Origin of the sequence: Klebsiella sp. HMSC16A12 (assembly GCF_001808265.1) — a bacterium.
In the GTDB taxonomy this organism is placed as follows: domain Bacteria; phylum Pseudomonadota; class Gammaproteobacteria; order Enterobacterales; family Enterobacteriaceae; genus Klebsiella; species Klebsiella pneumoniae.
On the sequence record NZ_KV792516.1, the window covers coordinates 1 to 25,231 of the forward strand.

At 61.0% G+C, this 25,231-nt stretch carries 24 protein-coding genes; 15 read left to right on the top strand and 9 right to left on the bottom strand.

What is annotated here, in order from left to right:
- The first annotated feature begins 240 nt into the window (after positions 1-240).
- On the top strand, positions 241-1,338 hold the full coding sequence (mltA, locus tag HMPREF3140_RS00005; RefSeq protein WP_002915579.1) for a murein transglycosylase A: 1,098 nt from the start codon (positions 241-243) through the stop codon (positions 1,336-1,338).
- An 87-nt stretch (positions 1,339-1,425) separates the two neighbouring features.
- Entirely contained in the window at positions 1,426-2,247 is an 822-nt protein-coding gene (gene tcdA, locus HMPREF3140_RS00010) for a tRNA cyclic N6-threonylcarbamoyladenosine(37) synthase TcdA (RefSeq protein WP_016530752.1), read from the top strand.
- Positions 2,248-2,289: 42 nt separating this feature from the next.
- Here tcdA and csdE read toward each other — a convergent pair whose 3' ends face one another.
- Positions 2,290-2,721 (bottom strand): cysteine desulfurase sulfur acceptor subunit CsdE, encoded by a 432-nt coding sequence (gene csdE / locus HMPREF3140_RS00015; RefSeq protein ID WP_004142894.1) that lies wholly within the window; start codon positions 2,719-2,721, stop codon positions 2,290-2,292.
- Positions 2,721-3,926: a cysteine desulfurase CsdA gene (gene csdA / locus HMPREF3140_RS00020; RefSeq protein ID WP_032412282.1), complete on the bottom strand. Its 1,206-nt coding sequence runs from the start codon at positions 3,924-3,926 to the stop codon at positions 2,721-2,723. Before csdA ends, csdE begins: the two co-directional genes overlap by 1 nt.
- Before the next feature lie 197 nt (positions 3,927-4,123).
- Here csdA and HMPREF3140_RS00025 point away from each other — a divergent pair, with 197 nt between their 5' ends.
- The 4 genes from HMPREF3140_RS00025 to rlmM all read left to right on the top strand — a co-directional run bounded on the left by HMPREF3140_RS00025 (position 4,124) and on the right by rlmM (position 7,125).
- Positions 4,124-4,348 (top strand): YgdI/YgdR family lipoprotein, encoded by a 225-nt coding sequence (locus HMPREF3140_RS00025; RefSeq protein ID WP_002915549.1) that lies wholly within the window; start codon positions 4,124-4,126, stop codon positions 4,346-4,348.
- Positions 4,349-4,699: 351 nt separating this feature from the next.
- Positions 4,700-5,617 carry a glycine cleavage system transcriptional regulator GcvA gene (gene gcvA, locus HMPREF3140_RS00030; RefSeq protein ID WP_002915545.1) on the top strand — a complete coding sequence of 306 codons (918 nt, stop codon included), beginning with the start codon at positions 4,700-4,702 and terminating at the stop codon, positions 5,615-5,617.
- 19 nt (positions 5,618-5,636) lie between these two features.
- The gene (locus tag HMPREF3140_RS00035; protein ID WP_002915543.1) at positions 5,637-6,032 is read left to right on the top strand and encodes a DUF423 domain-containing protein; all 396 of its coding nucleotides are present in this window, start codon (positions 5,637-5,639) and stop codon (positions 6,030-6,032) included.
- Complete coding sequence (rlmM, locus tag HMPREF3140_RS00040; RefSeq protein WP_002915541.1) at positions 6,025-7,125, top strand: 23S rRNA (cytidine(2498)-2'-O)-methyltransferase RlmM; 1,101 nt, start codon at positions 6,025-6,027, stop codon at positions 7,123-7,125. Before HMPREF3140_RS00035 ends, rlmM begins: the two co-directional genes overlap by 8 nt.
- Positions 7,126-7,173: 48 nt before the next feature.
- Here the strand turns inward: rlmM and fucR are convergent, their stop codons facing one another.
- From fucR to fucP, 5 genes are all read right to left on the bottom strand, one after another.
- A complete protein-coding gene (fucR, locus tag HMPREF3140_RS00045; RefSeq protein WP_004142883.1) occupies positions 7,174-7,884 on the bottom strand; it encodes an L-fucose operon activator in 711 nt (236 codons plus the stop codon).
- A 58-nt stretch (positions 7,885-7,942) separates the two neighbouring features.
- Positions 7,943-8,365, bottom strand: a complete 423-nt coding sequence (gene fucU, locus HMPREF3140_RS00050; protein WP_002915538.1) for an L-fucose mutarotase — start codon at positions 8,363-8,365, stop codon at positions 7,943-7,945.
- A gap of 1 nt (position 8,366) precedes the next feature.
- On the bottom strand, positions 8,367-9,785 hold the full coding sequence (gene fucK / locus HMPREF3140_RS00055) for an L-fuculokinase (RefSeq protein WP_070552789.1): 1,419 nt from the start codon (positions 9,783-9,785) through the stop codon (positions 8,367-8,369).
- 107 nt (positions 9,786-9,892) lie between these two features.
- Entirely contained in the window at positions 9,893-11,668 is a 1,776-nt protein-coding gene (gene fucI / locus HMPREF3140_RS00060; RefSeq protein WP_004174612.1) for an L-fucose isomerase, read from the bottom strand.
- A gap of 32 nt (positions 11,669-11,700) precedes the next feature.
- Positions 11,701-13,011 carry an L-fucose:H+ symporter permease gene (fucP, locus tag HMPREF3140_RS00065; protein WP_004151076.1) on the bottom strand — a complete coding sequence of 437 codons (1,311 nt, stop codon included), beginning with the start codon at positions 13,009-13,011 and terminating at the stop codon, positions 11,701-11,703.
- Between the two features lie 566 nt (positions 13,012-13,577).
- Here fucP and fucA point away from each other — a divergent pair.
- Together fucA and fucO are read left to right on the top strand one after the other, a co-directional pair.
- Positions 13,578-14,225: an L-fuculose-phosphate aldolase gene (fucA, locus tag HMPREF3140_RS00075; protein WP_002915470.1), complete on the top strand. Its 648-nt coding sequence runs from the start codon at positions 13,578-13,580 to the stop codon at positions 14,223-14,225.
- A gap of 27 nt (positions 14,226-14,252) precedes the next feature.
- Positions 14,253-15,401, top strand: coding sequence for a lactaldehyde reductase (fucO, locus tag HMPREF3140_RS00080; RefSeq protein WP_032412274.1), 1,149 nt, complete (start codon positions 14,253-14,255; stop codon positions 15,399-15,401).
- A gap of 58 nt (positions 15,402-15,459) precedes the next feature.
- On the opposite strand, the gene xni is transcribed toward fucO, so the two are convergent.
- Positions 15,460-16,215, bottom strand: coding sequence for a flap endonuclease Xni (xni, locus tag HMPREF3140_RS00085; RefSeq protein ID WP_004174615.1), 756 nt, complete (start codon positions 16,213-16,215; stop codon positions 15,460-15,462).
- A 96-nt stretch (positions 16,216-16,311) separates the two neighbouring features.
- On the bottom strand, positions 16,312-18,255 hold the full coding sequence (locus tag HMPREF3140_RS00090) for a sigma-54-dependent Fis family transcriptional regulator (protein WP_004174618.1): 1,944 nt from the start codon (positions 18,253-18,255) through the stop codon (positions 16,312-16,314).
- 77 nt (positions 18,256-18,332) lie between these two features.
- Here HMPREF3140_RS00090 and HMPREF3140_RS28515 point away from each other — a divergent pair, with 77 nt between their 5' ends.
- The 7 genes from HMPREF3140_RS28515 to HMPREF3140_RS00125 all read left to right on the top strand — a co-directional run bounded on the left by HMPREF3140_RS28515 (position 18,333) and on the right by HMPREF3140_RS00125 (position 25,212).
- Positions 18,333-18,449, top strand: coding sequence for a hypothetical protein (locus tag HMPREF3140_RS28515; protein ID WP_004219275.1), 117 nt, complete (start codon positions 18,333-18,335; stop codon positions 18,447-18,449).
- A gap of 77 nt (positions 18,450-18,526) precedes the next feature.
- The gene (gene ssuD / locus HMPREF3140_RS00100; protein WP_002915347.1) at positions 18,527-19,699 is read left to right on the top strand and encodes an FMNH2-dependent alkanesulfonate monooxygenase; all 1,173 of its coding nucleotides are present in this window, start codon (positions 18,527-18,529) and stop codon (positions 19,697-19,699) included.
- 46 nt (positions 19,700-19,745) lie between these two features.
- A complete protein-coding gene (locus tag HMPREF3140_RS00105) occupies positions 19,746-21,143 on the top strand; it encodes an FAD/NAD(P)-binding protein (RefSeq protein ID WP_004149578.1) in 1,398 nt (465 codons plus the stop codon).
- A 73-nt stretch (positions 21,144-21,216) separates the two neighbouring features.
- On the top strand, positions 21,217-22,623 hold the full coding sequence (locus HMPREF3140_RS00110; protein WP_002915313.1) for an LLM class flavin-dependent oxidoreductase: 1,407 nt from the start codon (positions 21,217-21,219) through the stop codon (positions 22,621-22,623).
- Positions 22,620-23,642, top strand: a complete 1,023-nt coding sequence (locus HMPREF3140_RS00115) for a methionine ABC transporter ATP-binding protein (RefSeq protein WP_004174621.1) — start codon at positions 22,620-22,622, stop codon at positions 23,640-23,642. Before HMPREF3140_RS00110 ends, HMPREF3140_RS00115 begins: the two co-directional genes overlap by 4 nt.
- On the top strand, positions 23,639-24,337 hold the full coding sequence (locus HMPREF3140_RS00120; protein ID WP_002915267.1) for a methionine ABC transporter permease: 699 nt from the start codon (positions 23,639-23,641) through the stop codon (positions 24,335-24,337). Before HMPREF3140_RS00115 ends, HMPREF3140_RS00120 begins: the two co-directional genes overlap by 4 nt.
- A complete protein-coding gene (locus HMPREF3140_RS00125; RefSeq protein WP_002915265.1) occupies positions 24,334-25,212 on the top strand; it encodes a MetQ/NlpA family ABC transporter substrate-binding protein in 879 nt (292 codons plus the stop codon). Before HMPREF3140_RS00120 ends, HMPREF3140_RS00125 begins: the two co-directional genes overlap by 4 nt.
- Positions 25,213-25,231 lie beyond the last annotated feature (19 nt).

The following is a 25,231-nucleotide window of genomic DNA, read 5'->3' on the forward strand; positions in this document are numbered from 1 at the left end:
CGACGAGCTACCAGGCTGCTCCCCCCCGCGTCCGTGGAAGCGCACTATACTCCGCTAGCGAGATGATGCAACCTTTTTTCGACCAAATCGACATTTTTGTAAGAATTGGCTTATAAAACGCCACGTTGTGGTGTTTTTTTACACAAATCTGTGCCATCGATGAGATCGCGCATTTCAATAGCTCCGGCGCTTTGTTATCTTCAACACGCACTAAGGCTTCGCAGCAAAAGATGAGACACCATGAAAGGACGTTGGGCAAAATATGTAGCGACGGGGGCAATGCTGGCCATGCTCGCCGCCTGTTCCTCAAAACCGACCGACCGCGGTCAGCAATATAGCGATGGCAAGTTCACCCAGCCGTTTTCACTGGTAAACCAGCCGGATGCCGTCGGGGCGCCGATCAACGCCGGCGACTTCTCCGAGCAGGTTAATCAAATTCGTAACGCCTCGCCACGCCTCTATAATAGCCAGAGCAACGTCTATAACGCGCTGCAGGAGTGGCTGCGCGCCGGCGGCGACACCCGTACGCTGCGCCAGTTTGGCATCGACGCCTGGCAGATGCAGGGCGTCGACAACTATGGCAACGTCCAGTTTACCGGCTACTACACGCCGGTGGTGCAGGCGCGCCACACCCGTCAGGGCGAATTCCAGTACCCCATTTACCGTATGCCGCCGAAACGCGGTAAGCTGCCGTCCCGCGCCAGCATCTATGCCGGCGCGCTGAGCGATAACTATGTGCTGGCGTACAGCAACTCGCTGATGGATAACTTCATCATGGACGTGCAGGGCAGCGGCTATATCGACTTTGGCGATGGTTCGCCGCTCAACTTCTTTAGCTATGCCGGGAAAAACGGCTGGCCCTATCGCAGCATCGGCAAAGTGCTGATCGACCGCGGGGAAGTGAAGAAAGAAGATATGTCGATGCAGGCGATCCGCGAGTGGGGTGAGAAGCACAGCGAAGCGGAAGTGCGTGAGCTGCTGGAGCAGAACCCGTCGTTCGTGTTCTTTAAACCGCAGTCTTTCGCGCCGGTGAAAGGGGCCAGCGCTGTGCCGCTGATCGGCCGCGCCTCGGTGGCCTCCGACCGGTCGATTATTCCGCCAGGAACCACCTTGCTGGCCGAGGTGCCTCTGCTGGATAATAACGGCAAGTTTAACGGCCAGTACGAACTGCGCCTGATGGTCGCGCTCGACGTCGGCGGGGCCATCAAAGGTCAGCATTTCGACATCTATCAGGGCATTGGGCCTGACGCGGGCCACCGTGCCGGCTGGTATAACCACTACGGCCGCGTATGGGTGCTGAAAAACGCCCCGGGCGCGGGGAATGTTTTTAGCGGCTAACTCCCCTGGCCATGCCTGTTGACCAGGGCGCCCGGATGACGCCGTTTACGGCGGCCTCCGGGCGCTGTCATTTTGTTCTGAGGTTCTATGTCTGTTGTAATCAGCGATGCCTGGCGCCAGCGTTTTGGCGGTACGGCACGTTTATATGGTGAAAAAGCGCTGCGATGTTTTGCCGACGCCCACGTCTGCGTGGTCGGGATCGGCGGGGTCGGCTCCTGGGCGGCGGAAGCGCTGGCGCGGACCGGCATCGGGGCGATCACCCTTATCGATATGGACGATGTCTGCGTCACCAACACCAATCGTCAGATCCACGCCCTCAGCGGCAACGTCGGACTGGCGAAAGCGGAGGTGATGGCGGAGCGTATTCGCCTCATCAACCCGGAGTGTCGGGTGACGGTGGTGGATGATTTCGTGACCCCGGAAAACGTGGCGGAATATCTTGGCGTCGGCTTTAGCTATGTTATCGACGCCATCGATAGCGTCCGGCCGAAAGCGGCGCTTATCGCCTGGTGTCGCCGCTACAAGGTGCCGCTGGTGACTACCGGCGGGGCGGGTGGTCAGATTGACCCAACGCAGATCCAGGTCGCGGACCTGGCGAAGACCATCCAGGATCCGCTGGCGGCCAAACTGCGCGAGCGGCTGAAAAGCCAGTTTGGGGTGGTGAAAAACAGCAAAGGTAAGCTCGGTGTAGACTGCGTCTTCTCTACGGAAGCGCTGGTCTACCCGCAGGCGGACGGCAGCGTCTGCGCAATGAAGAGCACGGCGGAAGGGCCGAAGCGGATGGACTGCGCTTCCGGCTTTGGCGCGGCGACGATGGTGACCGCGACCTTCGGGTTCGTCGCGGTGTCGCATGCCCTGAAGAAGATGCTGGCGAAAGCGCAGCGTGACGCTGCGGCTTCCGGAAAATAGTTTCCCCACCGGGCGCGGCGGCGGGAAAGCGAAATCGGGAGATTACCTTTCGCGGGCGGCGGCGAGCACCGCCTCGCTCAGGGCGCTGAGGCCCTGGCTGCGCGAGGCGCTGAGCTGGCCGCGCAGCCCCAGCTCGTCGAACAGCGCCAGCGGATCCTGCGCCAGGATCCCGGCGCGGGTTTTTCCTTCCACGGCGGTTAAAAGTACCGCCAGCAGACCGCGCACAATCCTTCCTTCGCTGTCGCCAAAGAAGTGCAGCCTGCCCTCGGCGTCCTCCTCATAGCCCAGCCAGACGCGGTTCTCACAGCCGGCAATCTCATGGGCCTGCGCTTTGCGCTCGTCGGTCAGCGTCGGCAGCTTTTTGCCCAATAAAATCAGCTGACGGTATTTATCCTCCCACTGGTTCAGCGGGGCGAAGATCTGGCGCAGCGTAGCGTCGGTAATGGTTGTGCCGAAGGGGTGCAGAGTTGTCATTAATCCACCAGAATTTCCAGGGCGCGATCCACCGCGTGGACCAGCGCCGCAACATCGTCTTGGGTATTGTAGGGGGCGAAAGAGGCCCGCAGGGTGCCGCTGACCCCTAAGGCCGCCAGCAGCGGCTGGGCGCAGTGTTGCCCGGCGCGCAGGGCAATGCCGGACTCCGCCAGCAGCGTCACCAGATCGCTGTGATGAATACCCTCAAATTCAAAGGCCAGCAGGCTTGACTGCTGGCAGCGGAAAGAGCGGAAGCCCGGCCGTTTCGCCAGTTCCTCTTCCGCCAGGCTCGCCAGACTGCGGCTCCAGTTTTCCGCCTGGCCGATATCGCTCTGCGCCAGCCACTCCAGCGCGGCGCTGAGGCCGATAACCCCGGCGACATTCGGCGTACCGGCCTCGAGGCCATAGGGGGCCGGCTGCGGCGTAAAGCCGTCAAAGCTGACCTCGACGATCATTTTCCCGCCGCCGAGCCAGGGCGACATCGCTGCCAGCAGCTCGCTTTTGCCGTACAGGGCGCCGATCCCGGTCGGGCCATACAGCTTATGGCCGGAAAAGGCGTAAAAATCGATATCCAGCGCCTGCACATCAGCGGGGAAATGCACCGCCCCCTGGGCGCCATCGACCATCACCACCATCCCGGCGGCGTGGGCAAGGCGGATAGCCTGGGCCAGGTCCGGGCAGCCGCCGGTGACGTTGGACATCTGGCCGATGGCCAGCACCCGGCTGCGCGGGGTAATCAGCGCGCTGAGGCTGGCGATATCCGGCAGACGGTCGGCGCCAAGCGGCAGTTTGACCACTCTGGCGCCGGTCTGCCCGGCCACCATCAGCCAGGGCACGAGGTTGGCATGATGCTCGGCTTCGCTAACGATAATTTCATCGCCAGGCTGCAGGCGCGGCCGGACGTAGCTCTGCGCCACCATATTGATGGCCTCGGTGGTCCCTCGCGTCCAGACGATATCTTTGCCGGACGGGGCGTTAAGCCACGCCGCCACGCGATCGCGGGCCGCCTCGTAGCGCTCGGTCAGCCGCTGGGCGGCGGCGAACTGGCTGCGATGGACATTGCCGGCGCTCAGGCGATAAAACTGGTCGCTGGCGTCGATCACCGCCAGCGGTTTGAGCGCTGTCGCCGCGCTGTCGAGATAGACGCCGGCATCGGCCAGAGCCGGAAACTGCGCGCGAAAGTGCGCCGGGTTGAATGCGTTCATGGAATTCCTCGTATCAATGCCGCGATCGTCGCGCAATTTGCCGGGCGTGACAAGGTCTCTGCGTCCTGTGGAATTGTCCGAATGTGACTCCACGTCGGTCAAAGAGGGTTATGCTGAAAAGTGTTGGGTTTGTGTTTTAACCTATTACTTAACGAGTTACGAATAGTATAAATAGCCGTAAGGAGAGAAGAATGAAAATGACTAAGGCCGCTGCGATTATCTCTGCCTGTATGCTGACTTTAGGCCTGAGCGCCTGTTCCTCTAACTATGTGATGCATACCAATGATGGGCGGACCATCGTTACCGACGGGAAACCGCAAACCGATAATGACACTGGCATGATCTCGTATAAAGACGCGTGGGGCAACAAACAGCAGATCAATCGCTCTGACGTGAAACAACTGGGTGAACTGGACGAGTAAGGCAGTAAAAAGGCAAAAAAAAGCACCGCGCGTTGCGGTGCTACATTAAATCACTATGGACAGACAGGGTAAATGTACAGGAAGTGAAAAGGGGTAGCTTTGCTACCAGGGTCTGCAAAAACAGACCAATTGCAAACACAACAACACAACATCACAACCGTAAGCCAAAAGCTTGATGGAACACGCATTCCAAAAAAAGCTTCTCGTTCCGGCTCAGGAAGTGCCGCCACTATAGGTATTTGCTGGTAGAACCTCAACGGACAATTTATAATGGCTCAGATAAAAAAAACTAATAGGTTAATCATTGTTTCCTATTTGTTAAATTGAGTTAACATCTAAGCCAGAATAACCATGTCGAAGCGATTACCACCTCTGAATGCATTACGTGTTTTTGATGCAGCCGCACGTCATCTCAGCTTCACTCGGGCAGCCGATGAGCTTTTTGTGACGCAGGCCGCAGTCAGCCATCAAATCAAGTCTCTCGAGGATTTTCTGGGCCTTAAGCTGTTCCGTCGGCGCAATCGTTCGCTGCTGTTAACGGAAGAAGGGCAGAGCTATTTTCAGGATATTAAAGAGATTTTTTCGCAACTGACGGAAGCGACGCGTAAACTGCAGGCGCGCAGCGCCAAAGGGGCATTAACGGTCAGTTTATTGCCAAGTTTCGCCATTCAGTGGCTGGTGCCAAGACTCACAAGCTTTAACTCAGCTTATCCGGGAATCGACGTCAGGATCCAGGCGGTGGACCGTCAGGAGGATAAGCTGGCGGACGATGTCGATGTGGCGATTTTTTACGGCCGCGGCAACTGGCCGGGCCTGCGTGTGGAAAAATTGTACGCCGAGTATCTGCTGCCGGTCTGTTCCCCGCTCTTGCTCACCGGCGACAAAGCATTGAAAACGCCTGCCGATCTGGCGCAACATACCCTGCTTCACGATGCGTCCCGCCGCGACTGGCAAACTTATACCCGTCAGCTTGGTCTAAGCCATATTAATGTGCAGCAGGGGCCGATTTTCAGCCATAGCGCGATGGTGCTGCAGGCGGCCATTCACGGGCAGGGCGTGGCGCTGGCCAACAACGTCATGGCGCAGTCCGAAATTGAAGCCGGTCGTCTGGTGTGTCCGTTTAATGATGTTCTGGTCAGTAAGAATGCGTTTTACCTTGTTTGCCATGACAGTCAGGCAGAACTGGGTAAAATAGCCGCTTTCCGGCAGTGGATCCTGGCGAAAGCGGCAAGTGAACAAGAAAAATTCCGCTTTCGTTATGAACAATAATTACTTGTAGGGTAACAACATGACCAGCCGTTTTATGCTGATATTCGCCGCGATTAGCGGCTTTATCTTTGTGGCTCTGGGCGCCTTTGGCGCGCATGTCTTAAGTCAATCGCTCGGCGCGGCGGAGATGGCCTGGATCCATACCGGCCTGGAGTACCAGGCCTTCCATACCCTGGCGATTTTTGGTCTGGCGGTGGCGATGCAGCGTCGGATCAGTATCTGGTTCTACTGGAGCAGCGTATTTCTGGCGTTAGGGACCGTGCTGTTCAGCGGCAGCCTCTATTGTCTGGCGCTCTCTCATTTACGTCTGTGGGCGTTCGTGACCCCGGTGGGCGGCGTAAGCTTCCTCGCCGGTTGGGTTTTAATGTTAATTGGTGCAATTCGTCTGAAACGTAAGGGCGTTGTTCATGAATAAGGTTGTCCTCTATTGTCGCCCTGGGTTTGAGAAAGAGTGCGCAGCAGAAATTACCGATAAGGCAGCCCGCCTTGAGGTGTTTGGTTTTGCCCGGGTCAAAGAAGACTCTGGCTATGTAATTTTTGAAGGTTATCAGCAGGACGACGGCGAGAAGCTGGTGCGCGATCTGCCGTTCAGCTCGCTAATTTTCGCCCGTCAGATGTTTGTGGTCGGCGAACTGCTGCGCGACCTGCCGCCGGAGGATCGCATTACCCCGATCGTCGGCATGCTGCAGGGCGTGGTGGAGAAGGGTGGCGAGCTGCGTGTGGAAGTGGCGGATACCAACGAAAGCAAAGAGCTGATGAAGTTCTGCCGCAAGTTTACGGTGCCGTTACGCGCGGCGCTGCGCGAGGCGGGCGTGCTGACCAACTATGAAACGCCAAAGCGACCGGTGGTGCATGTGTTCTTTATCGCACCCGGCTGCTGCTATACCGGCTACTCATACAGCAACAACAACTCACCGTTCTATATGGGCATTCCGCGGCTGAAGTTTCCGTCCGACGCCCCGAGCCGTTCCACCCTCAAGCTGGAAGAGGCGTTCCACGTCTTTATTCCGGCGGACGAGTGGGACGAGCGTCTGGCGAACGGCATGTATGCCGTCGATCTCGGCGCCTGCCCGGGCGGCTGGACCTATCAGCTGGTGAAGCGCAACATGTGGGTCTCTTCGGTCGATAACGGCCCGATGGCCCAGAGCCTGATGGATACCGGCCAGGTGACCTGGCTGCGCGAAGACGGTTTCCGCTATCGTCCGAACCGCAACAACATCTCGTGGATGGTCTGCGATATGGTGGAGAAACCGGCGAAGGTGGCGGCGCTGATGGCGCAGTGGCTGGTCAACGGCTGGTGCCGGGAGACCATCTTCAACCTCAAGCTGCCGATGAAAAAGCGCTATGAAGAGGTGTCGCAGAATCTGGCCTATATTCAGGCCCAGCTGGACGAGCACGGCGTTAACGCCCAGATCCAGGCGCGTCAGCTGTATCACGATCGTGAAGAGGTGACCGTTCACGTGCGCCGCCTGTGGGCCGCCGTCGGCGGACGTCGCGACGAGCGTTAATCCTTCCCCCTCAGGCCGGAGACGCGTGCGCGTCCTCCGGCCTTCCCCTTAAGGCTGCGGCGCATCCGACACAATATGCGTCACGTCATCCAGATGACCAATCCTCGCCTCGCCGGAGCGGTTGAACTTGCTTTTGTCGATCAGCAGTAGCGACTGCGCCGCCCGCTTAAGCAGGATCGATTTGAAGTCGGCATTGAACGCATTGGAGTCCCACAGCGCGCCCTGCGGGTCGATGCCTTCGCAGGAAAAAATAAACAGATCGATCTCCAGCGATTTCAGCTGGGAAATCAGCGCCGGGTTCACGTAGCAGCCATATTTCCGCTGCAGAGTGCCGCCGGAGCAGGTGAGCGTGATCTGGTCGCGTTTGGCCAGCTCCTGGCAGATGGGCTGGCTGTTGGTAAAGACGTGCAGCGGGCGGTCCGGCAGCTGGCGGGCGAGATACCAGCAGGTGGAGCTGGCATCGAGGGCGATCACCATCCCTTCGTCAATCCAGGCCAGCGCTTCGCGGGCGATGTCGGCTTTATGCGCGTAATGGCTTTTCAGGCGCATGTGGAAAGGATCGCCGCTGTCCTGGCTGCGCTGGTGGATCACTTTGGCCCGGCCGTGGTTACGCAGCACTTTGCCCTGCGCCTGCAGCTCGCTCAGATCGCGGCGAATAGTTTCCCTGCTGACGTTGAGCTGTTTTGACAACGTTTCGGTGGTCAGGCTGCTGTGGGTGATCAGGAGATCGACGATCGCCTGCTGGCGGGCTGCTTTCATTTATTCTCATCCCATCATTGATTGAGCGTCTGCATCAGGCAGACGCTCCGGCATGAGATTACGGCGTGACTCCTTTTTTTAAAAGGATATTTCCGTACTTAGCGCACTCTCCTGTGATAACGATCGCAAAGGCTTTTTGCGCCCGGTCGTAGAAGGCAAAGCGGTCAATCCGCACGATATCCGGGCAGGGGGCCTGCGCCGAGAGCGCCTGCCGATAGCGTTGTTCCACCGTCGGGTCGAGCGCATCGCCTTCGACGGCGGCCATCATCACCACCGGCGGCGCATAGCTGTCTAATTCGAACAGCGGGATAATCGCCTGCAGCAGATCGCTGACTCGCAGGCCATCGGCGCGGATCACCTGCGGCCCCATGCTGTGCGCCGGGAAATGGGCATCGGAAAAAATGATTTCATCCCCATGGCCCATTTCGGCCAGCACTTTCAGCAGTTCCGGCGATATCAGCGGGGAAATGGTTTTGAGCATCTCAGGCTTCCTCTATCAGTTCAGGTTCAGTTTGCGGCCAGAAATAGCGGTAGCGGTACGCGACCTGCGCTCTGGCCTGTTCTGGCGAAGAGAACTCGCCCACGCCATACCAGCCAAACATCGCCGCGCCGGCCACGGTGGTTTCGGCATCGTCGAGGACTTTGATCGGTATCCCGAGTCGGTTGGCCTTGATCTGGTTCCATAGCGCGTTGCGGCTGCCGCCGCCCACCAGCAGCAGCTCTTTCGACCTGAAGCCGCCGATTTTTTCCAGGGTTTGCAGATGCTGCGCCAGCTGATCGCTTAACCCCTCCAGCGCGGCGCGGTAAAAATGGCCGCGGGTGGTGTTGAGCGTGACGCCCTGCCAGCCGGCGTGCTGGCTGGCGAGCAGGTCACACTGCATCCTGACGCCCTGGGCGCCGGGCGGGATCGCCTGCGCTTCGTCAATCAGCGTCTGCCATGGGGTGTCAGCGCTATACAGCAGTTTGCGCACCCACTCGAGCACGCCGGAGGCCAGCCACTGCATCCCCGGGTTATAGCGGCCCGGCTGGCTGTCCAGCTCGCAGGTGGAGCCGCTGTAGTCACAGAGCAGCGAGGTGTCGACCTGCGCGCTGCGCACCATCAGGATCTCCCAGGTCCCGGAGGAGAGCACCGGCTCATCCTGCCCGGCGCCGGCGCCAAACAGAGCGAACTGGGTGTCATGCCCGGCCGAGATAACTGGGATCCCGACGGGGAGGCCCAGCAGCGCAGCGGCCTCCGGCAGCAGGGTGCCGATCGGCTGGCCTGCTTCAACCAGCCGCGGGAACAGGCGGCGCGGCAGGCCGGTCGCCTGCAGGATCGGCGCGCTGAAATCGCGCTGCCGGAGATCGAGCATCTGGCTGGTGCCCGCCATGGTGAGGTCGGTGGTGAACTCCCCGGTCAGCCGATGGTTGATCAGCGATGAAATAAACAGCCAGGCATGGGCCTGCGCCAGCAGCTGCGGGTGGTTCTCTTTCAGCCACACCAGCTTATACAGGGTGTTGAACGCAAACGCGCCGACGCCGGCTATCTGCTGCAGCTGGCGCGCGGGCATATACTGGCTGATTTTCTCCATCACCGCCGCGGTGCGTGGGCATTTCCAGCTGATGATCGGATACAGCAGGGCACCCTTCTCATCTACCAGCGCGCCATCGACGCCAAAGGTCGTGACGGTAATGCCGCGCACCGTGCAGGAGGCCAGCTGGTCATGGATCTGCCGACAGCAGTCGGCAAAGCGCTGCATAATGGCCTCCAGCGACCCCTGGTGCCAGTCGCTTTTTTCCGCCGCGATGTCGCTGGCGTTCGCCGTTGCGGCGCGGGCGATAATGTTCCCTTGTCGATCCACGGCCATCGCCCGCACGTTCGTGGCGCCGCAGTCGAGGACCAGGATAACGTCTTGCTTCATAGTGACTCCCGAAACAACATTGCCGGATGGCGCAGCGCTTATCCGGCCTACAGACCGCGCGCGTCTGTAGGCCAGGTAAGCCTGCTCCTCCGGGCGAAACCAACCTGTTAACGCTTATACAGCGGCCCGTAGTTCTGGCAGGCGCGGTAGTCCTGGCCCTCGATATCCATGCCGTGCGCGGCCCAGGCGGAAGGGCGATAGATTTTCGCCTCTTCCACGTTGTGCATGGAGACCGGAATGCGCAGCATGGCGGCGAGGGTAATGAAATCTGCGCCAACGTGGCCGATGGTCAGCACGCCGTGGTTGGCGCCCCAGTTGGCCATCACCGAGTACACATCGCTGAACGGGCCCTTGCCGGTCAGGCGTGGGGCAAACCAGGTGGTGGGCCAGGTGGAGTTGGTGCGGGCGTCGAGCTGGTCGTGCATCGCTTTGGGCAGCGCTACGCTCCAGCCTTCGGCAATTTGCAGCACCGGCCCCAGACCTTTGATGATGTTCACCCGGGTCATGGTGAACGGCACGCCGCCTTCGGTCAGGAAGCGGGAAGAGAAGCCGCCGCCGCGGAAGTATTCGTGGATCGCCGGGCACCATTCGGTCGCCGCGAGGCAGGCATCCGCCTCGCTCTGCTCAATCTCCCAGTGGGGTTTCATCGTCGGATTGCCCTGCGCGTCGCGCTGCTGGCAGGAGCCGTCCAGCGCCGCAGAGCCGGAGTTAATCAGGTGAATGATGCCGTGCTCCGCCCGCCCGGTGAGCGTCTGCCCGGTGACCCGTTCAACGGCATCCGGCGACCAGTAGGTGCGTACGTCGGCAAACATCTGGGCGGTGCCGGTGAGCTGATGGCCCATCAGCATGGCCACGCCGTTGAGGCTGTCGTTTTCGGTAGCGACGACAAACGGTTCGCGCACCCCGTTCCAGTCAAAAGAGCTGTTGAGCAGCGCTTCGGCGGTATCGCCATTGGGGTATTGATCGGTCCAGTGGCGCTGACCCTGGAAACCGGCGGCGATGGCGTTGTAACCCAGCGACTCCTCCACCAGCCCTTTTTCTGCGAGCTTCGGGTTGCCCTGCATCATGTCGCGGATGCACATCGCCATCAGCAGGCTCTCTTTCAGCACCGCGCGGCTCTGCGTTTCATTGCGCTTATACTGTTCAGCGTTCTGATCTTCGCCGTAGCGGAAGTGTTTATCCGCCCACGCCAGCGCCATCTCCAGCTCGGTTTCATCATAGATTTTTTGATCGATTCGCCGGCGCAGCTCCGTCATGTCGACAGCCTGCACCTTCATGCCGAGCCAGGACTCAAAAAAGTTGTGGTCGACTATAGATCCGGCGATGCCCATTGAGACGCCGCCCAGCGACAGATAGCTTTTCCCTTTCATACTGGCGACAGCCAGGCCGGCGCGAGCGAAGCGCAACAGCTTTTCTTCGACATCCGCTGGGATCGACGTGTCATCGGCATCCTGCACGTCATGTCCGTAGATGGAGAACGCCGGGATCCCTTTCTGGCTATGGGCCGCCAGCGCCGCGGCCAGATAGACCGCCCCCGGACGCTCGGTGCCGTTAAAGCCCCAGATGGCCTTCGGGCGCAGCGGATCCATGTCGATGGTTTCGCTGCCGTAGCACCAGCAGGGGGTGACGGTGATGGTGACGCCGACGTTCTGGCTGCTGAATTTCTCTTCACAGGCGGCCGACTCGGCCATGCCGGCGATGCAGGTATCGGCAATCACGCACTCCACCCGGGCGCCGCAGGCGTGGCGCAGTTTCTCGCTGATAAGCGCGGCGGTGGCTTTCGCCATGTTCATGGTTTGCGCTTCCAGCGACTCGCGGACCCCCATGCGACGACCATCGATTACCGGACGAATACCGATCTTCGGTAAGCTGATTTTTTTCATTACAGATCCCTCAGGTTATGCGGATAACAGGTTTAGTTCGTCGCCGCTTGTGAACGGAAACGGGCAAAAATAAAGATGATGGCGAAGCACAGCGCCGGGACCAGTTCGGCGGTCGGGATATTGCCGGCGGCGTCGCTGACAAAGCCCATCACCGGGGTAACTATCCCGCCGCCGATAATGGTCATGACGATAAATGACGAGCCATATTTGGTGTCCTGGCCCAGATGCTTAATCCCCAGCGAGAAGATGGTCGGGTACTGAATGGACATAAAGGCGCTGCACAGGGTCAGGGCCAGCAGACCGACGTGGCCGCCGCTGAAGGCGGAGAGCAAGCAGAGCAGCATGGCGATAAACGCATAGATAGCGAGCACGTTGTGCGGCGCGAAGCGGCGGATAAGCCAGGTGCCGGTAAAACGGCCGATAAAGAAGCAGACCATGGTGGCGGTCAGGTAGTTGGCGGCGAAACCGGCCGTCATGCCCGGGATCTCTTCGATAGCGTAGCGAATCAGGTAGCTCCAGCAGGCGGTTTGCGCGCCGACGTAGCAGAACTGGGCCAGTACCGCCCAGCGCCAGTGGCGGATGCGCATCAGGCGCGTCAGCGAGGCGAAAAAAGTGCTCTGCGCGCTGTCGCTGTGGTCATCGCTTTGCAGGGAGGGGAAGCGGGTGCAGACGATCAGCAGGGCGACCAGCAGGACAATGGCCACGATAATCATATAGGGGGTTTGTACCGACAGGACCAGACTGTGCTTCCAGGCGCTGAGCTGTTCCGGCGTCATTTTATCCAGCACCTCCTGCGGCTGATGCGGGACGTTAGACAAAATAAGACTCTGGCCAAATACCACGGCAATAATGGCGCCGAATGAGTTAAAGGTCTGGGCCAGATTAAGGCGGAAGTGACCGCCGCTTTCCGGACCGAGGACGGTGACAAACGGGTTGGCCGCGGTTTCCAGACAGCCAAGCCCGGCAGCGATAATAAATAATCCAATGAGAAATAAGGTGTAATTCATCACTTCGGCGGCAGGCCAGAACAGCGCGGCGCCGCAGGCATATAAAAACAGCCCCGTAAGGATGCCGGCTTTGTAGCTGAATTTTTTCATCAACATCCCGGCGGGGATGGGAATAATAAAATAGCCAAAGTAAAAGGCCGATTGAATTAATCCGGCCTGGAAGTTAGTCAGGGTAAAGGCCTGTTGAAATTGCGGTAATAAAATATCATTCAGATTATTTGCCACGGCCCACAGAAAAAAGAGGGAGCACAGCAGAGCGAAAGGAATAATGTAGCTCTTACTCTGCCCGCTCTCCATGGCGCGGTAACTTTGCGTTGGTATCGTTGTGTTTCCCATAGCGTCCTCATCAGTTCAGAAGCATTTACAACAGCATTCAGGGCGCAGTCTGGTGCTGCAGCAGACCGCAAAATTAAGTGAGCTCAGGTGACGCGCCGGTGAGTGAAATGAAAGTCACGGCGGAACTCATGGCTTCATTTTCAAATAAAAACCGCCTGTTAATATGATGATGGTCACACTTAACGTACTGTGGGCCATTTTATGTGATTATTGTCACTTTAATTTTTCAAAAACGCTGACCGTTTGAGAAAATAAATTCACAAAACCACAACGCTTATGACCGAATGAATATATATTGTGGGAAACGGGCAATTGTTACAAAGAAATAAAATGCCCGCTTGATGAAATATTATTAAGAACGGGCATTTTAATCTCTCTCGTAATGGGTATGGTTGCTTTATTCATGGCGGAATAATTGACGCGGCTCACAAAAAATAATCATGAAAATTCCCCTTTGAATATTCAGGTTGATGATGAAGACCATTATTCACCCTATCCCACGGTAGCCGACGATATTTCTGTTGCCCTGCCGTTGATGGATGATGAGTCACCAAAAGAGGAACGCAATGGAAAGAAACAGACTGGCCCGGCAGATTATCGATACCTGCCTGGAAATGACCCGCCTGGGGTTAAATCAGGGGACCGCCGGCAATGTCAGCGTGCGCTATCAGGGAGGAATGCTGATCACCCCTACCGGTATCCCATATGAAAAGCTGACGGAAGACAAGATCGTCTTTATTGATGCCGACGGCCAGCATGAGCAGGGAAAACTGCCCTCCAGCGAATGGCGTTTTCATCAGGCGGCCTACCAGACGCGACCCGATGCCCAGGCGGTGGTCCACAATCACGCTGTCCATTGTACGGCGGTGTCGATCCTCAACCGGCCCATCCCGGCCATTCACTATATGATCGCCGCGGCCGGCGGGAATTCGATCCCCTGCGCGCCCTATGCCACCTTCGGCACCCGCGAACTGTCTGAGCATGTCGCGGTGGCGCTGAAGCACCGCAAAGCCACGCTGCTGCAGCATCACGGCCTGATCGCCTGCGAGGCCAGCCTGGAGAAAGCGCTCTGGCTGGCGCATGAAGTGGAGGTCCTGGCCCAGCTCTACCTCAGTACGCTGGCGATTACCGACCCGGTCCCGGTGCTGGATGACGAGGCGATCGCCATCGTGCTGGAGAAGTTCAAAACCTACGGATTACGCATTGAAGAGTGATGCCGCAACGCTAACAGGAGAGCCACGATGGCAAACAGAATGATCCTCAATGAAACGGCATGGTTTGGCCGGGGGGCGATAAACGCATTAACCGATGAAGCGGTGCGGCGCGGTTATCGTAAAGCATTGATCGTCACCGACAGTACTCTCGCCCGCTGCGGCGTGGCGGCGAAAGTCACCGACAAACTGGATGCCGCCGGGCTGGCATGGGATATATTCAGCGACGTGATCCCTAACCCGACCATCGCCGTGGTCCAGCAGGGGCTGCAGGCCTTTCAACGCAGCGGGGCGGATTACCTGATCGCCATCGGCGGCGGTTCGCCGCAGGATACCTGTAAGGCGATCGGTATTATTCAGCGTAACCCGGAATTCGCCGATGTCCGTAGCCTCGAGGGGCTGTCGCCCACCCGTCAGCCCAGCGTGCCGATCTTCGCGGTGCCGACCACCGCGGGTACCGCGGCGGAGGTGACGATTAACTATGTCATCACCGATGAAGAACAGCGGCGCAAATTCGTCTGTGTCGACCCGCACGATATTCCGCAGGTGGCCTTTATCGATGCCGATATGATGGACGCTATGCCGCCGGCGCTGAAGGCGGCTACCGGCGTGGACGCCCTGACGCATGCTATCGAAGGGTACCTCACTCGCGGCGCCTGGGCTTTGACCGATGCTCTGCACCTCAAGGCCATCGAGATCATCGCCGGCGCGCTGCGCGGCTCGGTTGCCGGCGACGCCGGCGCGGGGGAAGCTATGGCGCTCGGCCAGTATGTGGCGGGGATGGGATTTTCCAACGTTGGGCTTGGCCTGGTACACGGTATGGCGCATCCGCTCGGCGCTTTTTACAACACGCCGCACGGCGTGGCGAATGCCATCCTGCTGCCGCACGTGATGCGCTTTAATGCTGAGGCGACCGGGGAAAAATATCGCGACATCGCCCGGTCGATGGGCGTCAGGGTGGAAGCGTTAAGCCTGACCGCCGCGCGCGAGGCGGCAGTAGAGGCGGTCTGCCAGCTTAACCGCGATGTCGGTATTCCCGGCCATCTGCGCGAGGTGGGCGTCAGGAAAGAGGATATTCCGGCGCTGGCCCAGGCGGCGCTGGCGGATGTGTGTACCGGCGGCAACCCGCGCGAGGCGAGCCTGGCGGATATCGTCGGGTTATATCAGGCGGCCTGGTGATTGCCTGGCCCGGGTAAAGCAGGCAGTTACCCTGCACCGACGCACCTCTTAACGAAGGTCAGCGCGTCAGCCGCAGCTGCTGCAGATTGCCGTCCAGCTGGAGGTCGGTCTGCAGGCGGGCCACCTCCCGGCAGGTGAAGGCCATCTCCTGATGCGCGGCCAGCTTTTTGCGCCACTTCTCCGGGACCTCGGCCAGACGGGCGTACAGCCCCTCCAGGTCCTGAAACTCGTTCAGCAGCTGGGCGGCGCTTTTGGGTCCAATGCCCGCCACGCCCGGCACCTTCGAGCTGCTGATCCCCGCCAGCCCCCAGTAATCCGCCAGCTGCTCCGGGGTGACGCCGAACTCGCTGGCGATGAAGGGGGCGTCCAGCCAGCGCTTCTGAAAGTAGTCGCGGATGCGGATGGTGGGCGACAGCAGCTGGCAGTAGCCTTTGTCGGTGGAGACAATGGTGGCCTGATGGCCCGCCTGGGCCACCTTCACCGCCAGGGTGGCGGCGAGATCGTCTGCTTCGCTGCCCGGCGAGGCCCAGCAGCGGATCCCCCGCTGTTCGAAGGCGGCCCGCAGCGTCGGCATCTCGGCCACCAGCGTCTCCGGCATCGGCGCGCGGCCGGCTTTGTACTCCGGCAGGCGCTGGTGGCGCCAGCCGTGGGCGCGATCCTCATCATCGAACACCGCCACCGCGTGGGTGGGCTGACTGTGGACAATCAGCTGCTCCAGGGCATGCAGGCAGGTATCGACGCAGGGTGAACCCTGCACCGCGTGGATGCGGCGGATTAGATTTAACGCGTCGACGATTAACAGATGAACAGCCACAGATACCCCCTTATTCTCAGCGTCTTTAGGGTAACATCGCCATCAGATCGAGGCTATCTGCGCCTGAACAATCAGGAAGATAACGCGCAAATTTCGCTAACTGACCGCCATCAGCGGTCTGATGACGTCCGGCGCGGGTTCGCCGTACCACACCGCTTCGCGCACCGGGACCGGTTTGGCGATAAGCCCGAGGGCGTAAAAGCGATCGGCGATGGTCTGCTGGGCGCGGATCACCGACAGATCCATCGGCCGCGGGCGATGGCTGCGGCGGGCGAGGGCCATGCTCAGCGACCGGGCGTCGATCCCCAGCTCTGCCGAGAGTAAGCGGGCCGCTTCGCCGCGATGCGAGTCGATAAACTGCCCGGTGTGGGTCAGCTCCGTCAGCAGGCGGCGCATGATATCGCCATGCTGAGCGAGGTAGTCCCGTCGCGAAAGATAAAACTGATGGTTGTTGACCCGGCCTTCGCCGCTGGCGACCACCCGCAGCTCGCCGGTGTGTTCGGCGTCGCTGAGCAGCGGATCCCACATCATCCAGGCGTCAACCGCCAGATAGTCGCTGGCGGTCAGCGGATATTTCGGCGGGGTATAGACCACCCGCACATCGTTCAGACCCAGGCCGGCGTCCTCGAGGATCTGCAGCAGCAGCCAGTGGACATTCGACCCTTTATTGAGGGCGATGCGTTTACCGCGCAGATCGCTGAGCTGGCGAATGTCGCTCCCCTGCGGGACGACCATCGCCACGCTGCGCGGCGCCGGCGGCTCCCACGCCACGTACATCAGTTCGCTATTGCTGGCCTGGGCAAACACCGGCGGCGCTTCTCCGGTGGTGCCGAAGTCGATCTCGTTGCAGGCGAGGGCGTGGAGGAGCTGCGGTCCGGCAGGAAACTCACTCCACAGCACGTTGACGCCGAGGCTGGCGAAGGCGGTTTCCAGGCTCTGACGGGCTTTCAGGATCCCGAGGCTGCCGAAGCGCTGGTAGCCAATGCGCAGTTCGCGATCGGCCCCGGCTGCGTTGGCGAACGCCCGCGGCGGCGCAGGCGGGCGGCGGCGGCTTTTGATCAGCCCGAGGTTAGCGAGCTGGGTGCGCAAGGTATGCCGGCTGATCCCCAACAGCGCGGCCGCCTGGCTCTGGTTATCGTCGCAATGTGCCATGGCGTGGCGAATCAGGGCGCTGGTCACTCGCTGCCACAGCGGCTCGCCGGGAAGCGCCAGCTGGTGGCGAATAAAGTCGTCCAGTTCATGATCGCTCGCCGGCCCCGGGGCGTCGTTGAGCGTCGCCAGGCGCAGCTGGGCAGGACTGATCTCCTCTTCTTTACTGAGCAGCACCGCGTTGTGCAGGGTGTTTTCCAGCTCGCGAATATTGCCCGGCCACGAATAGTCCATCAGCCGGGCCAGTGATTCCGGCGCCAGACGCAGGGTTGGCCGCCCGAGGCGCCGGGCGTAGAGTGATAAAAAGTGGTGCGCCAGCAGCGGGATATCCTGCCGACGCTGGCGCAGCGGCGGCAGCGGCACCACCGCGATATTCAGTCGATAGTAGAGATCCTCGCGAAAGCGGCGCTCGCGGATCGCCTGGGCCAGGTCAACGTGGGTGGCGGCAATCACCCGGACATTCACTTTAATCGCTTTGCGTGAGCCGACGCGGGTAATTTCACGCTCCTGCAGCACTCGCAGCAGCTTGACCTGCAGCGGCAGGCTTAATTCGCCGATCTCGTCCAGCAGCAGCGTCCCCCCTTCCGCGGCTTCAAACCAGCCGGGCTGTCCCTGCTGCGCGCCGGTGAAGGCGCCTTTCTCATGGCCGAACAGTTCAGCTTCGGCGAGGCTCTCGGTCAGCGCGCCGCAGTTAACGGCCAGAAACGGCTGCTGGCGACGGGCGCTGTGATGATGGAGATAGCGGGCCACCACCTCCTTGCCGGTGCCGGTTTCGCCCACGATCAGCACGGTCGCCTCCGTTGGCGCGAGTTTGTCCAGCAGGCTCTGGAAGGCCTTCGACGCCGGGTCGATCAGCGCGGGAGCGGTGGAAGGGGATTCTGGGTTCAGCATAGAGGGCCTCCGATCGTTGATGCTCTGAACTTATCCTGCGGCGGCCGCAGAAACCAGAGGGGGAAGGCCCGCGGCTGGTGCAAATGCGCCAGCGGATGCGCGGCGGCTGCGCGATTTGCAACAGCGCGGCGCGGCGAAGCCGTTTTCAGTGCATTGATTTTAAAAGATTAATTTTTTATTCACCATTGGCATGATTATCGCTAACACTCATATAACCAAATTAAAACATCTCTTCGATAAATATCGGATATGGTTATATAGGAAATAGATAATGACGCAGCAAGCTCCCGACAAGATCAATGTCTTCTGGTTCTTACCTACCCATGGCGATGGCCGTTATCTGGGTACCACCGAGGGTGGACGCCCGGTCGATTTACCTTATCTGCAGCAGGTGGCGCTGGCAGCCGACAGCCTGGGCTACTACGGCGTGCTGATCCCCACCGGTAAAAGCTGTGAAGATTCGTGGCTGGTGGCCTCGGCGCTGGCGCCGTTGACCCGCCGTCTGCGCTATCTGGTGGCGGTCAGGCCGGGCCTGCAGCCGCCAACCCTGGCGGCGCGGATGGCGGCCACCCTCGACCGTTTATCGGAAGGTCGGCTGCTGATCAACGTCGTTACCGGCGGCGACCCGGTGGAAAACAAAGGCGACGGTATCTTCCTCAGCCACAGCGAGCGCTATCAGGTGACCCGCGAATTTCTTGATGTTTACACCCGCCTGCTGCGCGGGGAAAAAGTGGATTATCACGGCGAGCATATTCACGTGGAAGGCGCTGAGGTGTTGTTCCCGCCGGTGCAGGAGAATGGCCCGCCGCTCTATTTCGGCGGCTCTTCTGATGCGGCCATTGATGTGGCGGCCGAGCAGATCGACAGCTATCTGACGTGGGGCGAACCCCCGGAACTGGTGGCGGAGAAGCTGGCGGTGGTGCGCGAGCGCGCCGCGGCCCGCGGACGCACCCTGCAGTACGGCATTCGTCTGCATGTCATTGTGCGCGAAACGGAAGAAGAGGCATGGGCCGCCGCCGACCGGCTGATCGCCCATCTTGACGACGATACCATTGCCCAGGCGCAAAAGATCTTCGCCCGCATGGACTCGGCCGGCCAGGCGCGGATGAGCGCCCTGCATCAGGGATCGCGCGATAATCTGCGCATTGCGCCCAATCTGTGGGCCGGCGTCGGACTGGTGCGCGGCGGCGCGGGTACCGCGCTGGTAGGTAATCCTCAGCAGGTAGCGGAACGCATCCGCGAATATCAGGCGCTCGGCATCAGCAACTTTATCTTCTCCGGCTACCCACATCTGGAAGAAGCGCACCGCTTTGCTGAGCTGGTGATGCCTCTGTTGCCGCTGGAAAACGGGGCCTCGTCGAAGGCGCGTAGCGTGAACACCGGTCCGTTTGGCGAAACCATCGGCGGCGATAAGCGCCCGGTGCGCCAGGTCAGCGCCAGCTGATGGCCCGGAGCGCGACCATGAGACAGCATACCGGAGGAGGGCAGCGATGAGTGCAGAACCGCATATCGTGATTATCGGCGGCGGCTTTAGCGGCGCGGCGGTGGCGATTGAGCTGCTGCGCCTGGCGCCGAACGGGGTGCGCGTGACGCTGCTGGAGCCGCGCCAGTCCCCCGGGGCCGGGGTGGCCTACTCCACTGCGGAGCCGACGCACCGGATTAACGTTCCGGCCGCTCGCATGCAGCTGGCCGGCGACGAAGAGGGCGCCTTCGATCATTGGTACCGCCATCAGCCTGCCTTTACCGTCGATGTGCAGGCGCTGCGCCCGGACGGTTCCGTCTACCCTCAGCGCGGCCAGTTTGGTCGCTATGTGGCGCAGCGTTTTGCCGACGCCGCGGCGTCCAGCGGCGGACGGCTTCGCCACCTGCGCGATCGGGCGCTCGCTTTTCATCAGGGGATGGTGACCACCGACGGCGGCCTGCAGCTTAAGGCCGATCTGCTGGTGCTGGCGATCAGTCATCCACCGCCTTCGCTGCCGGCACAGGCCGAAGCCTGGCGTCATCATCCGGCGCTGATTGCCAACCCGTGGCAGCCGGGCGCGCTCGATGCCATCGCCCCGCACGCCCGGGTGGCGGTGATGGGCACCGGATTAACCATGGCCGATACGGTCGCGACGCTGGACCGGCTGGGCCACCGCGGCAGTATCGTCGCCTTTTCGCGCCATGGCCTGCTGTCGCGCGGCAACCTTAGCGGCGCAGGGGCAACCTGGCCTGGTGACTATCAGCAGGGCAGCCTGCGCCAGCGCCTGCGTCAGATCCGCCTCGACGTCGCGTATGCGGCGCAGCAGGGCCTGAGCTGGCAGGTGGTGCTGGATGCGGTTCGTCAGCAGGGGCAACGGATCTGGCAGGCGCTCAGCGTCGCCGATCGCCAGCGTTTTCTGCGCCATCTGCGCCATTACTGGGATGTCCACCGCTACCGCGTGGCGCCGCAGGTCGCCGAGGTGCTGGAGGCGCGCCAGCGCACGGGCAGTCTGCAGGTGCAGGCGGCCAGGCTACTGTCGATAAGCGGTGAAGGCGAAACGCTGCGTCTGACGCTGGCGCGGCGCGGCGGCGGCGTGCAGACGCTGAGCGTCGATCACCTGATCCTGACCACCGGACCCGCACACCGCGCCCTGACCGACAGCCAGCCATTTTTACAGGACCTCGCCCGCCGCGGCCTGATTCGCGCCGATGCCCTCGGCATGGGCCTGGAGGTGGACAGCCGTTCCCGGGCAGTGGCTGAGCCGCACGTTGAGGCGCTGCCGGTGCTGGTGGCCGGTCCGGCCGCCCGCGGGCGTTTTGGCGAACTGATGGGCCTGCCGCAGGTAGCCGACCATGCCGCTGACGTGGCGGCGCAAGCGTTACTCACGCTCGGGATCCCGCAGGACTCCCGATGTCCTGCGTACTGAATACCTCTCTTTCTTTTCCCTGATTCATTTTGCCGCGTGCGCCCCGGCGACGGGCCGCGCTATGGAGATTGCTATGTCATCACAACGTGAAATTCGTCTTAACGCTTTCGATATGAACTGCGTCGGCCATCAGTCGCCGGGCCTGTGGGCGCATCCCCGGGATCGCTCCTGGCAGTATAAAGATCTGGAGTACTGGGTGGATCTGGCGCGGCTGCTGGAGCGCGGCAAGTTCGACGGGCTGTTTATCGCCGACGTGCTGGGGATTTATGACGTGCTGAACGGCAGCGGCGATGCGGCGATCCGCCAGGCGACGCAGGTTCCGGTCAACGATCCGCTGGCTCTGATCACCCCAATGGCGCTGGTGACGGAGCATCTGGGCTTCGGCCTGACCGCCTCGCTGTCGTTTGAGCATCCTTACCCCTTCGCTCGTCGTCTGTCGACGCTCGATCATCTGACCAAAGGGCGGGTGGGCTGGAATATCGTCACCTCCTATCTGGAGAGCGGGGCGCGCAATATCGGCCAGCAGACCCAGACCGACCATGACACCCGCTATGACTATGCCGATGAGTATTTGCAGGTGATCTATAAGTTGCTGGAGGGAAGCTGGGAGGATGGGGCGGTGCTGCGCGACAGAGAGCGGAAGATCTTCAGCGATCCGCGGAAAATCCATCCCATTAACCATCAGGGACAGTTCTTTTCCGTGCCGGGGATCCACCTCTGCGAGCCATCCCCGCAGCGCACGCCGGTGCTGTATCAGGCGGGGGCGTCCAGCCGCGGCAAACAGTTCGCCGCCGGCCATGCCGAATGCGTCTTCGTCGCAGCGCCGTCGAAGGTGCTGCTGAAGAAGACGGTGGCGGATATTCGCCGCCGGGCAGCTGAGGCGGGGCGCGATCCGCACAGCATCCTGATCTTCAACCTGCAGACGGTAATTGTCGGCGACACCGACCGCGAGGCACAGGCGAAGTGGCAGGAATATAAGCAGTACGTCAGCTATGAAGGCGCGCTGGCGCTGCTCTCCGGCTGGACGGGGATCGATTTCGGCCAGTATCAGCCGGATCAGGTGCTGAAGTATCTGCACACCAACGCCATTCAGTCGGCGGTGGAGGCCTTTTCGACCGCTGATCCGAACCGCCAGTGGACGGTGCAGGCCCTGGCCGATTGGGCGGGGATCGGCGGCTTCGGTCCGCTGGTGGTTGGCAGCGCGCAAACCGTGGCGGACGAACTGCAGTCCTGGGTCGAAGAGACGGACGTCGATGGCTTTAACCTCGCCTATGCCGTCACTCACGAAACCTTCCGCGATGTCGTCGAGCTGCTGGTGCCTGAGCTGCAAAAGCGCGGCGTCTTTAAGCAAGAGTACCGCGAGGGGACCCTGCGCGAAAAACTGTTCGGCGGCGGCCCGCGTCTGGCCGCGCCTCACCCGGGCGCCAGCTACCGCCGCGATGCGCGCACGGCGGCATCGGTAGAGGAGAAGGTGACATGATCGCTATTGATGACCTGCATAAAAGTTACCGCACGGCGGATGGCCGGCTCAGCGCGGTGCTGAAAGGGCTGTCGCTGCAGGTGCCTGAGCGCTCCATCACCGCGGTGGTGGGGCCGAGCGGCGCCGGTAAATCAACCCTGGCGCGCTGCATCAGCCTGCTGGAGCAACCGGACAGCGGCAGCATTCGTATCAATGGCCAGGATCTGTCGGCGCTGTCCGGCGAGGCGCTGCGCCGGGAACGGCGGGCGATTGGCACCGTTTTCCAGTCTTCGGCGCTGTTGAGCCGCAGGACCGCCTGGGAGAATGTCGCCCTGCCGCTGGCGTGGCTTGGTGTGGTGGAGCGCGATATCAAGGCGCGGGTTGGCGAGCTGCTGGAGAGCGTCGGCCTGAGCCACAAAGCGGATGCCTGGCCGGCCCAGCTCTCAGGCGGCCAGCGCCAGCGGATCGGCATTGCCCGCGCGCTGGCGCTGCGCCCGTCCGTTCTGCTGGCGGATGAAGCCACCTCCGGCCTCGATCCTCAGGCCACGGCCTCGGTGCTGGCTCTGCTCAAGCGGCTGCGTGATGAGTACCAGCTGGCGATCGTCCTGATTACCCATGAAATGGACGCGGTGCGCACGGCGGCGGATGCGGTGGCGGAGATCCGCGACGGGACGATCGTCCAGTACGGGCGGATCGAAGATCTGCTGGCGCGTCCCGATTCTCTGCTCGGCCAGCAGCTGTTGCCGCTGACGCCGGCGGCAGCTACCCACAGCGATCTGCTGCTGCGTCTGAGCTACCGCTGGGATGTGCCGGTGGCCACCGACTGGATCAGCCGCCTGAGCCAGCAGTGGGCGCTGCAGATCGATCTCCTTGGCGGTCACGTCGAGGTGATTAATGGTCGGCTGGCCGGTCGCCTGCAGGCCGGAGTGCGCTTTCAGGGCGAACGCCTGTCGCCCGCGCGACTGCAGGGCCTGCTGGCGCAGCTCGGCATAACGGCGGAGATCCTCGACAGCGCGCCGTTGCTCAGGGAGGCGGTATGAAACCGACAGTCATCAGTCAGGATACCCCCTGGGGCGAAATCCCTTCGCTGCTGCTCCCCGCCTATGGCGAAACCTGGCTGATGGTGGCCATTGTGATGCTGTTTGTCGTCACGCTGGGAGGACTGGTGGGGGTGGTGTTGTTTAACGCCTCGCCGCGGGGCTTATTTCCGCACGCACTGCTGTACCGGCTGCTGAACTGGGTGGTCAATATGGGACGTTCGCTGCCGTTTCTGGTGCTGATGGCCGCCATTATCCCGTTCACTTACTGGCTGACCGGCACCACGATTGGCATACCCGCCGCGGTCGTGCCGATGATCGCCGCCGGCGTCCCGTTCTTTGGCCGTCTGGTGGAGAACGCGCTGCGCGAGTTGCCGGCGGAGGTCACCGCGGTGGGGGTCGTCTGCGGCGGGTCGCGCTGGCAAATCATTGCCAGCGCGCAGCTCAGTGAAGCCATGCCCGCGCTGGTGGCGGCGGTGACGCTAAACCTGGTCTCGATGATCGAGTATTCGGCTATCGCCGGGACCATCGGCGCCGGCGGCATCGGCTACCTGGCCGTGGTGTACGGCTATCAGCGCTTCGACAACCACATCATGATCGCGACGATCGTTGCCCTGATCGCCACGATCCAGTTGATTCAATTTTTGGGTGACCGTCTGGTCAACCGTTTACGCCACACGCAGGGGAACCTTGTATGACAACAGAGCAATTTGAGTTACGTAAAGCGCGGCGCTGGCCCTGGCTGGCGGCGCTGGCGGTGATTATCCTGCTCGCCATCGCCTTCTGGTGGTGGCGGGGACATACCCAAAGCCAGCAGGTGGTCTTCGGCAGCACGTTAAAAATTCACTACGAGCCGGCGATGGCCGGCGAGCAGCGGATCATTGAGTATATTAATCAGCATATTGCGCCCGATTACGGTCTGAAACTGGAGGCGGTGGGGGTGCAGGATCCGGTCCAGGCTGACCGCGCGGTAGCGGAAGGTCAGTATGCCGGGACGATCTATCAGCATCAGTGGTGGCTTAAACAGGTGGTGGACGCTAACGGCTTTGCGCTGTCGACCACGGTGCCGGTGTTCCAGTGGGCGTTTGGCATCTATTCCGACCGCTACTCGTCGGTACAGGCGTTGCCCAACGGCGCGACCATTGTCGTGCCTGACGATGGCGCCAATCAGGGGCAGGCCCTGTGGCTGCTCCAGCGCATTGGGTTGATCTCGCTCGACCCGGCGGTGGAGCCGCGCACGGCGAAGCTGAAAAATATTGTCGGTAACCCGCATCAGTTTGTCTTTAAAGAGCTGGATCTGCTGACCATGCCGCGGGCGTTAAATTCGGTGGATGCCGCCATCGGCTATGTCTCGCAATTTGACGCCGGGAAAGTGCCGCGTGAGAAAGGCATATTATTCCCGCCGGCGCCGCGCACCTTTGCTTCGCAATTAGTGATTGGTACACCGTATTTATCGCAGGAAAATATCGTCAAATTAAAACAGGCTTTTTCTGATCCGCGGATCCAGACGTGGTTAAAAACCACCGATGACCCGCTGGTAAAAGACGTATTAGTTCCAGTGTCCGCGGAATAAGCGTCCTGCACGACGTCTA

What these genes read in the sequence shown, in the direction of transcription:
- mltA (WP_002915579.1), top strand. Translation starts at nt 241, where the DNA reads ATGAAAGGACGTTGGGCAAAATATGTAGCGACGGGGGCAATGCTGGCC.
- tcdA (WP_016530752.1), top strand. Translation starts at nt 1,426, where the DNA reads ATGTCTGTTGTAATCAGCGATGCCTGGCGCCAGCGTTTTGGCGGTACG.
- csdE (WP_004142894.1), bottom strand. Translation starts at nt 2,721, where the DNA reads ATGACAACTCTGCACCCCTTCGGCACAACCATTACCGACGCTACGCTG.
- csdA (WP_032412282.1), bottom strand. Translation starts at nt 3,926, where the DNA reads ATGAACGCATTCAACCCGGCGCACTTTCGCGCGCAGTTTCCGGCTCTG.
- HMPREF3140_RS00025 (WP_002915549.1), top strand. Translation starts at nt 4,124, where the DNA reads ATGACTAAGGCCGCTGCGATTATCTCTGCCTGTATGCTGACTTTAGGC.
- gcvA (WP_002915545.1), top strand. Translation starts at nt 4,700, where the DNA reads ATGTCGAAGCGATTACCACCTCTGAATGCATTACGTGTTTTTGATGCA.
- HMPREF3140_RS00035 (WP_002915543.1), top strand. Translation starts at nt 5,637, where the DNA reads ATGACCAGCCGTTTTATGCTGATATTCGCCGCGATTAGCGGCTTTATC.
- rlmM (WP_002915541.1), top strand. Translation starts at nt 6,025, where the DNA reads ATGAATAAGGTTGTCCTCTATTGTCGCCCTGGGTTTGAGAAAGAGTGC.
- fucR (WP_004142883.1), bottom strand. Translation starts at nt 7,884, where the DNA reads ATGAAAGCAGCCCGCCAGCAGGCGATCGTCGATCTCCTGATCACCCAC.
- fucU (WP_002915538.1), bottom strand. Translation starts at nt 8,365, where the DNA reads ATGCTCAAAACCATTTCCCCGCTGATATCGCCGGAACTGCTGAAAGTG.
- fucK (WP_070552789.1), bottom strand. Translation starts at nt 9,785, where the DNA reads ATGAAGCAAGACGTTATCCTGGTCCTCGACTGCGGCGCCACGAACGTG.
- fucI (WP_004174612.1), bottom strand. Translation starts at nt 11,668, where the DNA reads ATGAAAAAAATCAGCTTACCGAAGATCGGTATTCGTCCGGTAATCGAT.
- fucP (WP_004151076.1), bottom strand. Translation starts at nt 13,011, where the DNA reads ATGGGAAACACAACGATACCAACGCAAAGTTACCGCGCCATGGAGAGC.
- fucA (WP_002915470.1), top strand. Translation starts at nt 13,578, where the DNA reads ATGGAAAGAAACAGACTGGCCCGGCAGATTATCGATACCTGCCTGGAA.
- fucO (WP_032412274.1), top strand. Translation starts at nt 14,253, where the DNA reads ATGGCAAACAGAATGATCCTCAATGAAACGGCATGGTTTGGCCGGGGG.
- HMPREF3140_RS00090 (WP_004174618.1), bottom strand. Translation starts at nt 18,255, where the DNA reads ATGCTGAACCCAGAATCCCCTTCCACCGCTCCCGCGCTGATCGACCCG.
- ssuD (WP_002915347.1), top strand. Translation starts at nt 18,527, where the DNA reads ATGACGCAGCAAGCTCCCGACAAGATCAATGTCTTCTGGTTCTTACCT.
- HMPREF3140_RS00105 (WP_004149578.1), top strand. Translation starts at nt 19,746, where the DNA reads ATGAGTGCAGAACCGCATATCGTGATTATCGGCGGCGGCTTTAGCGGC.
- HMPREF3140_RS00110 (WP_002915313.1), top strand. Translation starts at nt 21,217, where the DNA reads ATGTCATCACAACGTGAAATTCGTCTTAACGCTTTCGATATGAACTGC.
- HMPREF3140_RS00115 (WP_004174621.1), top strand. Translation starts at nt 22,620, where the DNA reads ATGATCGCTATTGATGACCTGCATAAAAGTTACCGCACGGCGGATGGC.
- HMPREF3140_RS00120 (WP_002915267.1), top strand. Translation starts at nt 23,639, where the DNA reads ATGAAACCGACAGTCATCAGTCAGGATACCCCCTGGGGCGAAATCCCT.
- HMPREF3140_RS00125 (WP_002915265.1), top strand. Translation starts at nt 24,334, where the DNA reads ATGACAACAGAGCAATTTGAGTTACGTAAAGCGCGGCGCTGGCCCTGG.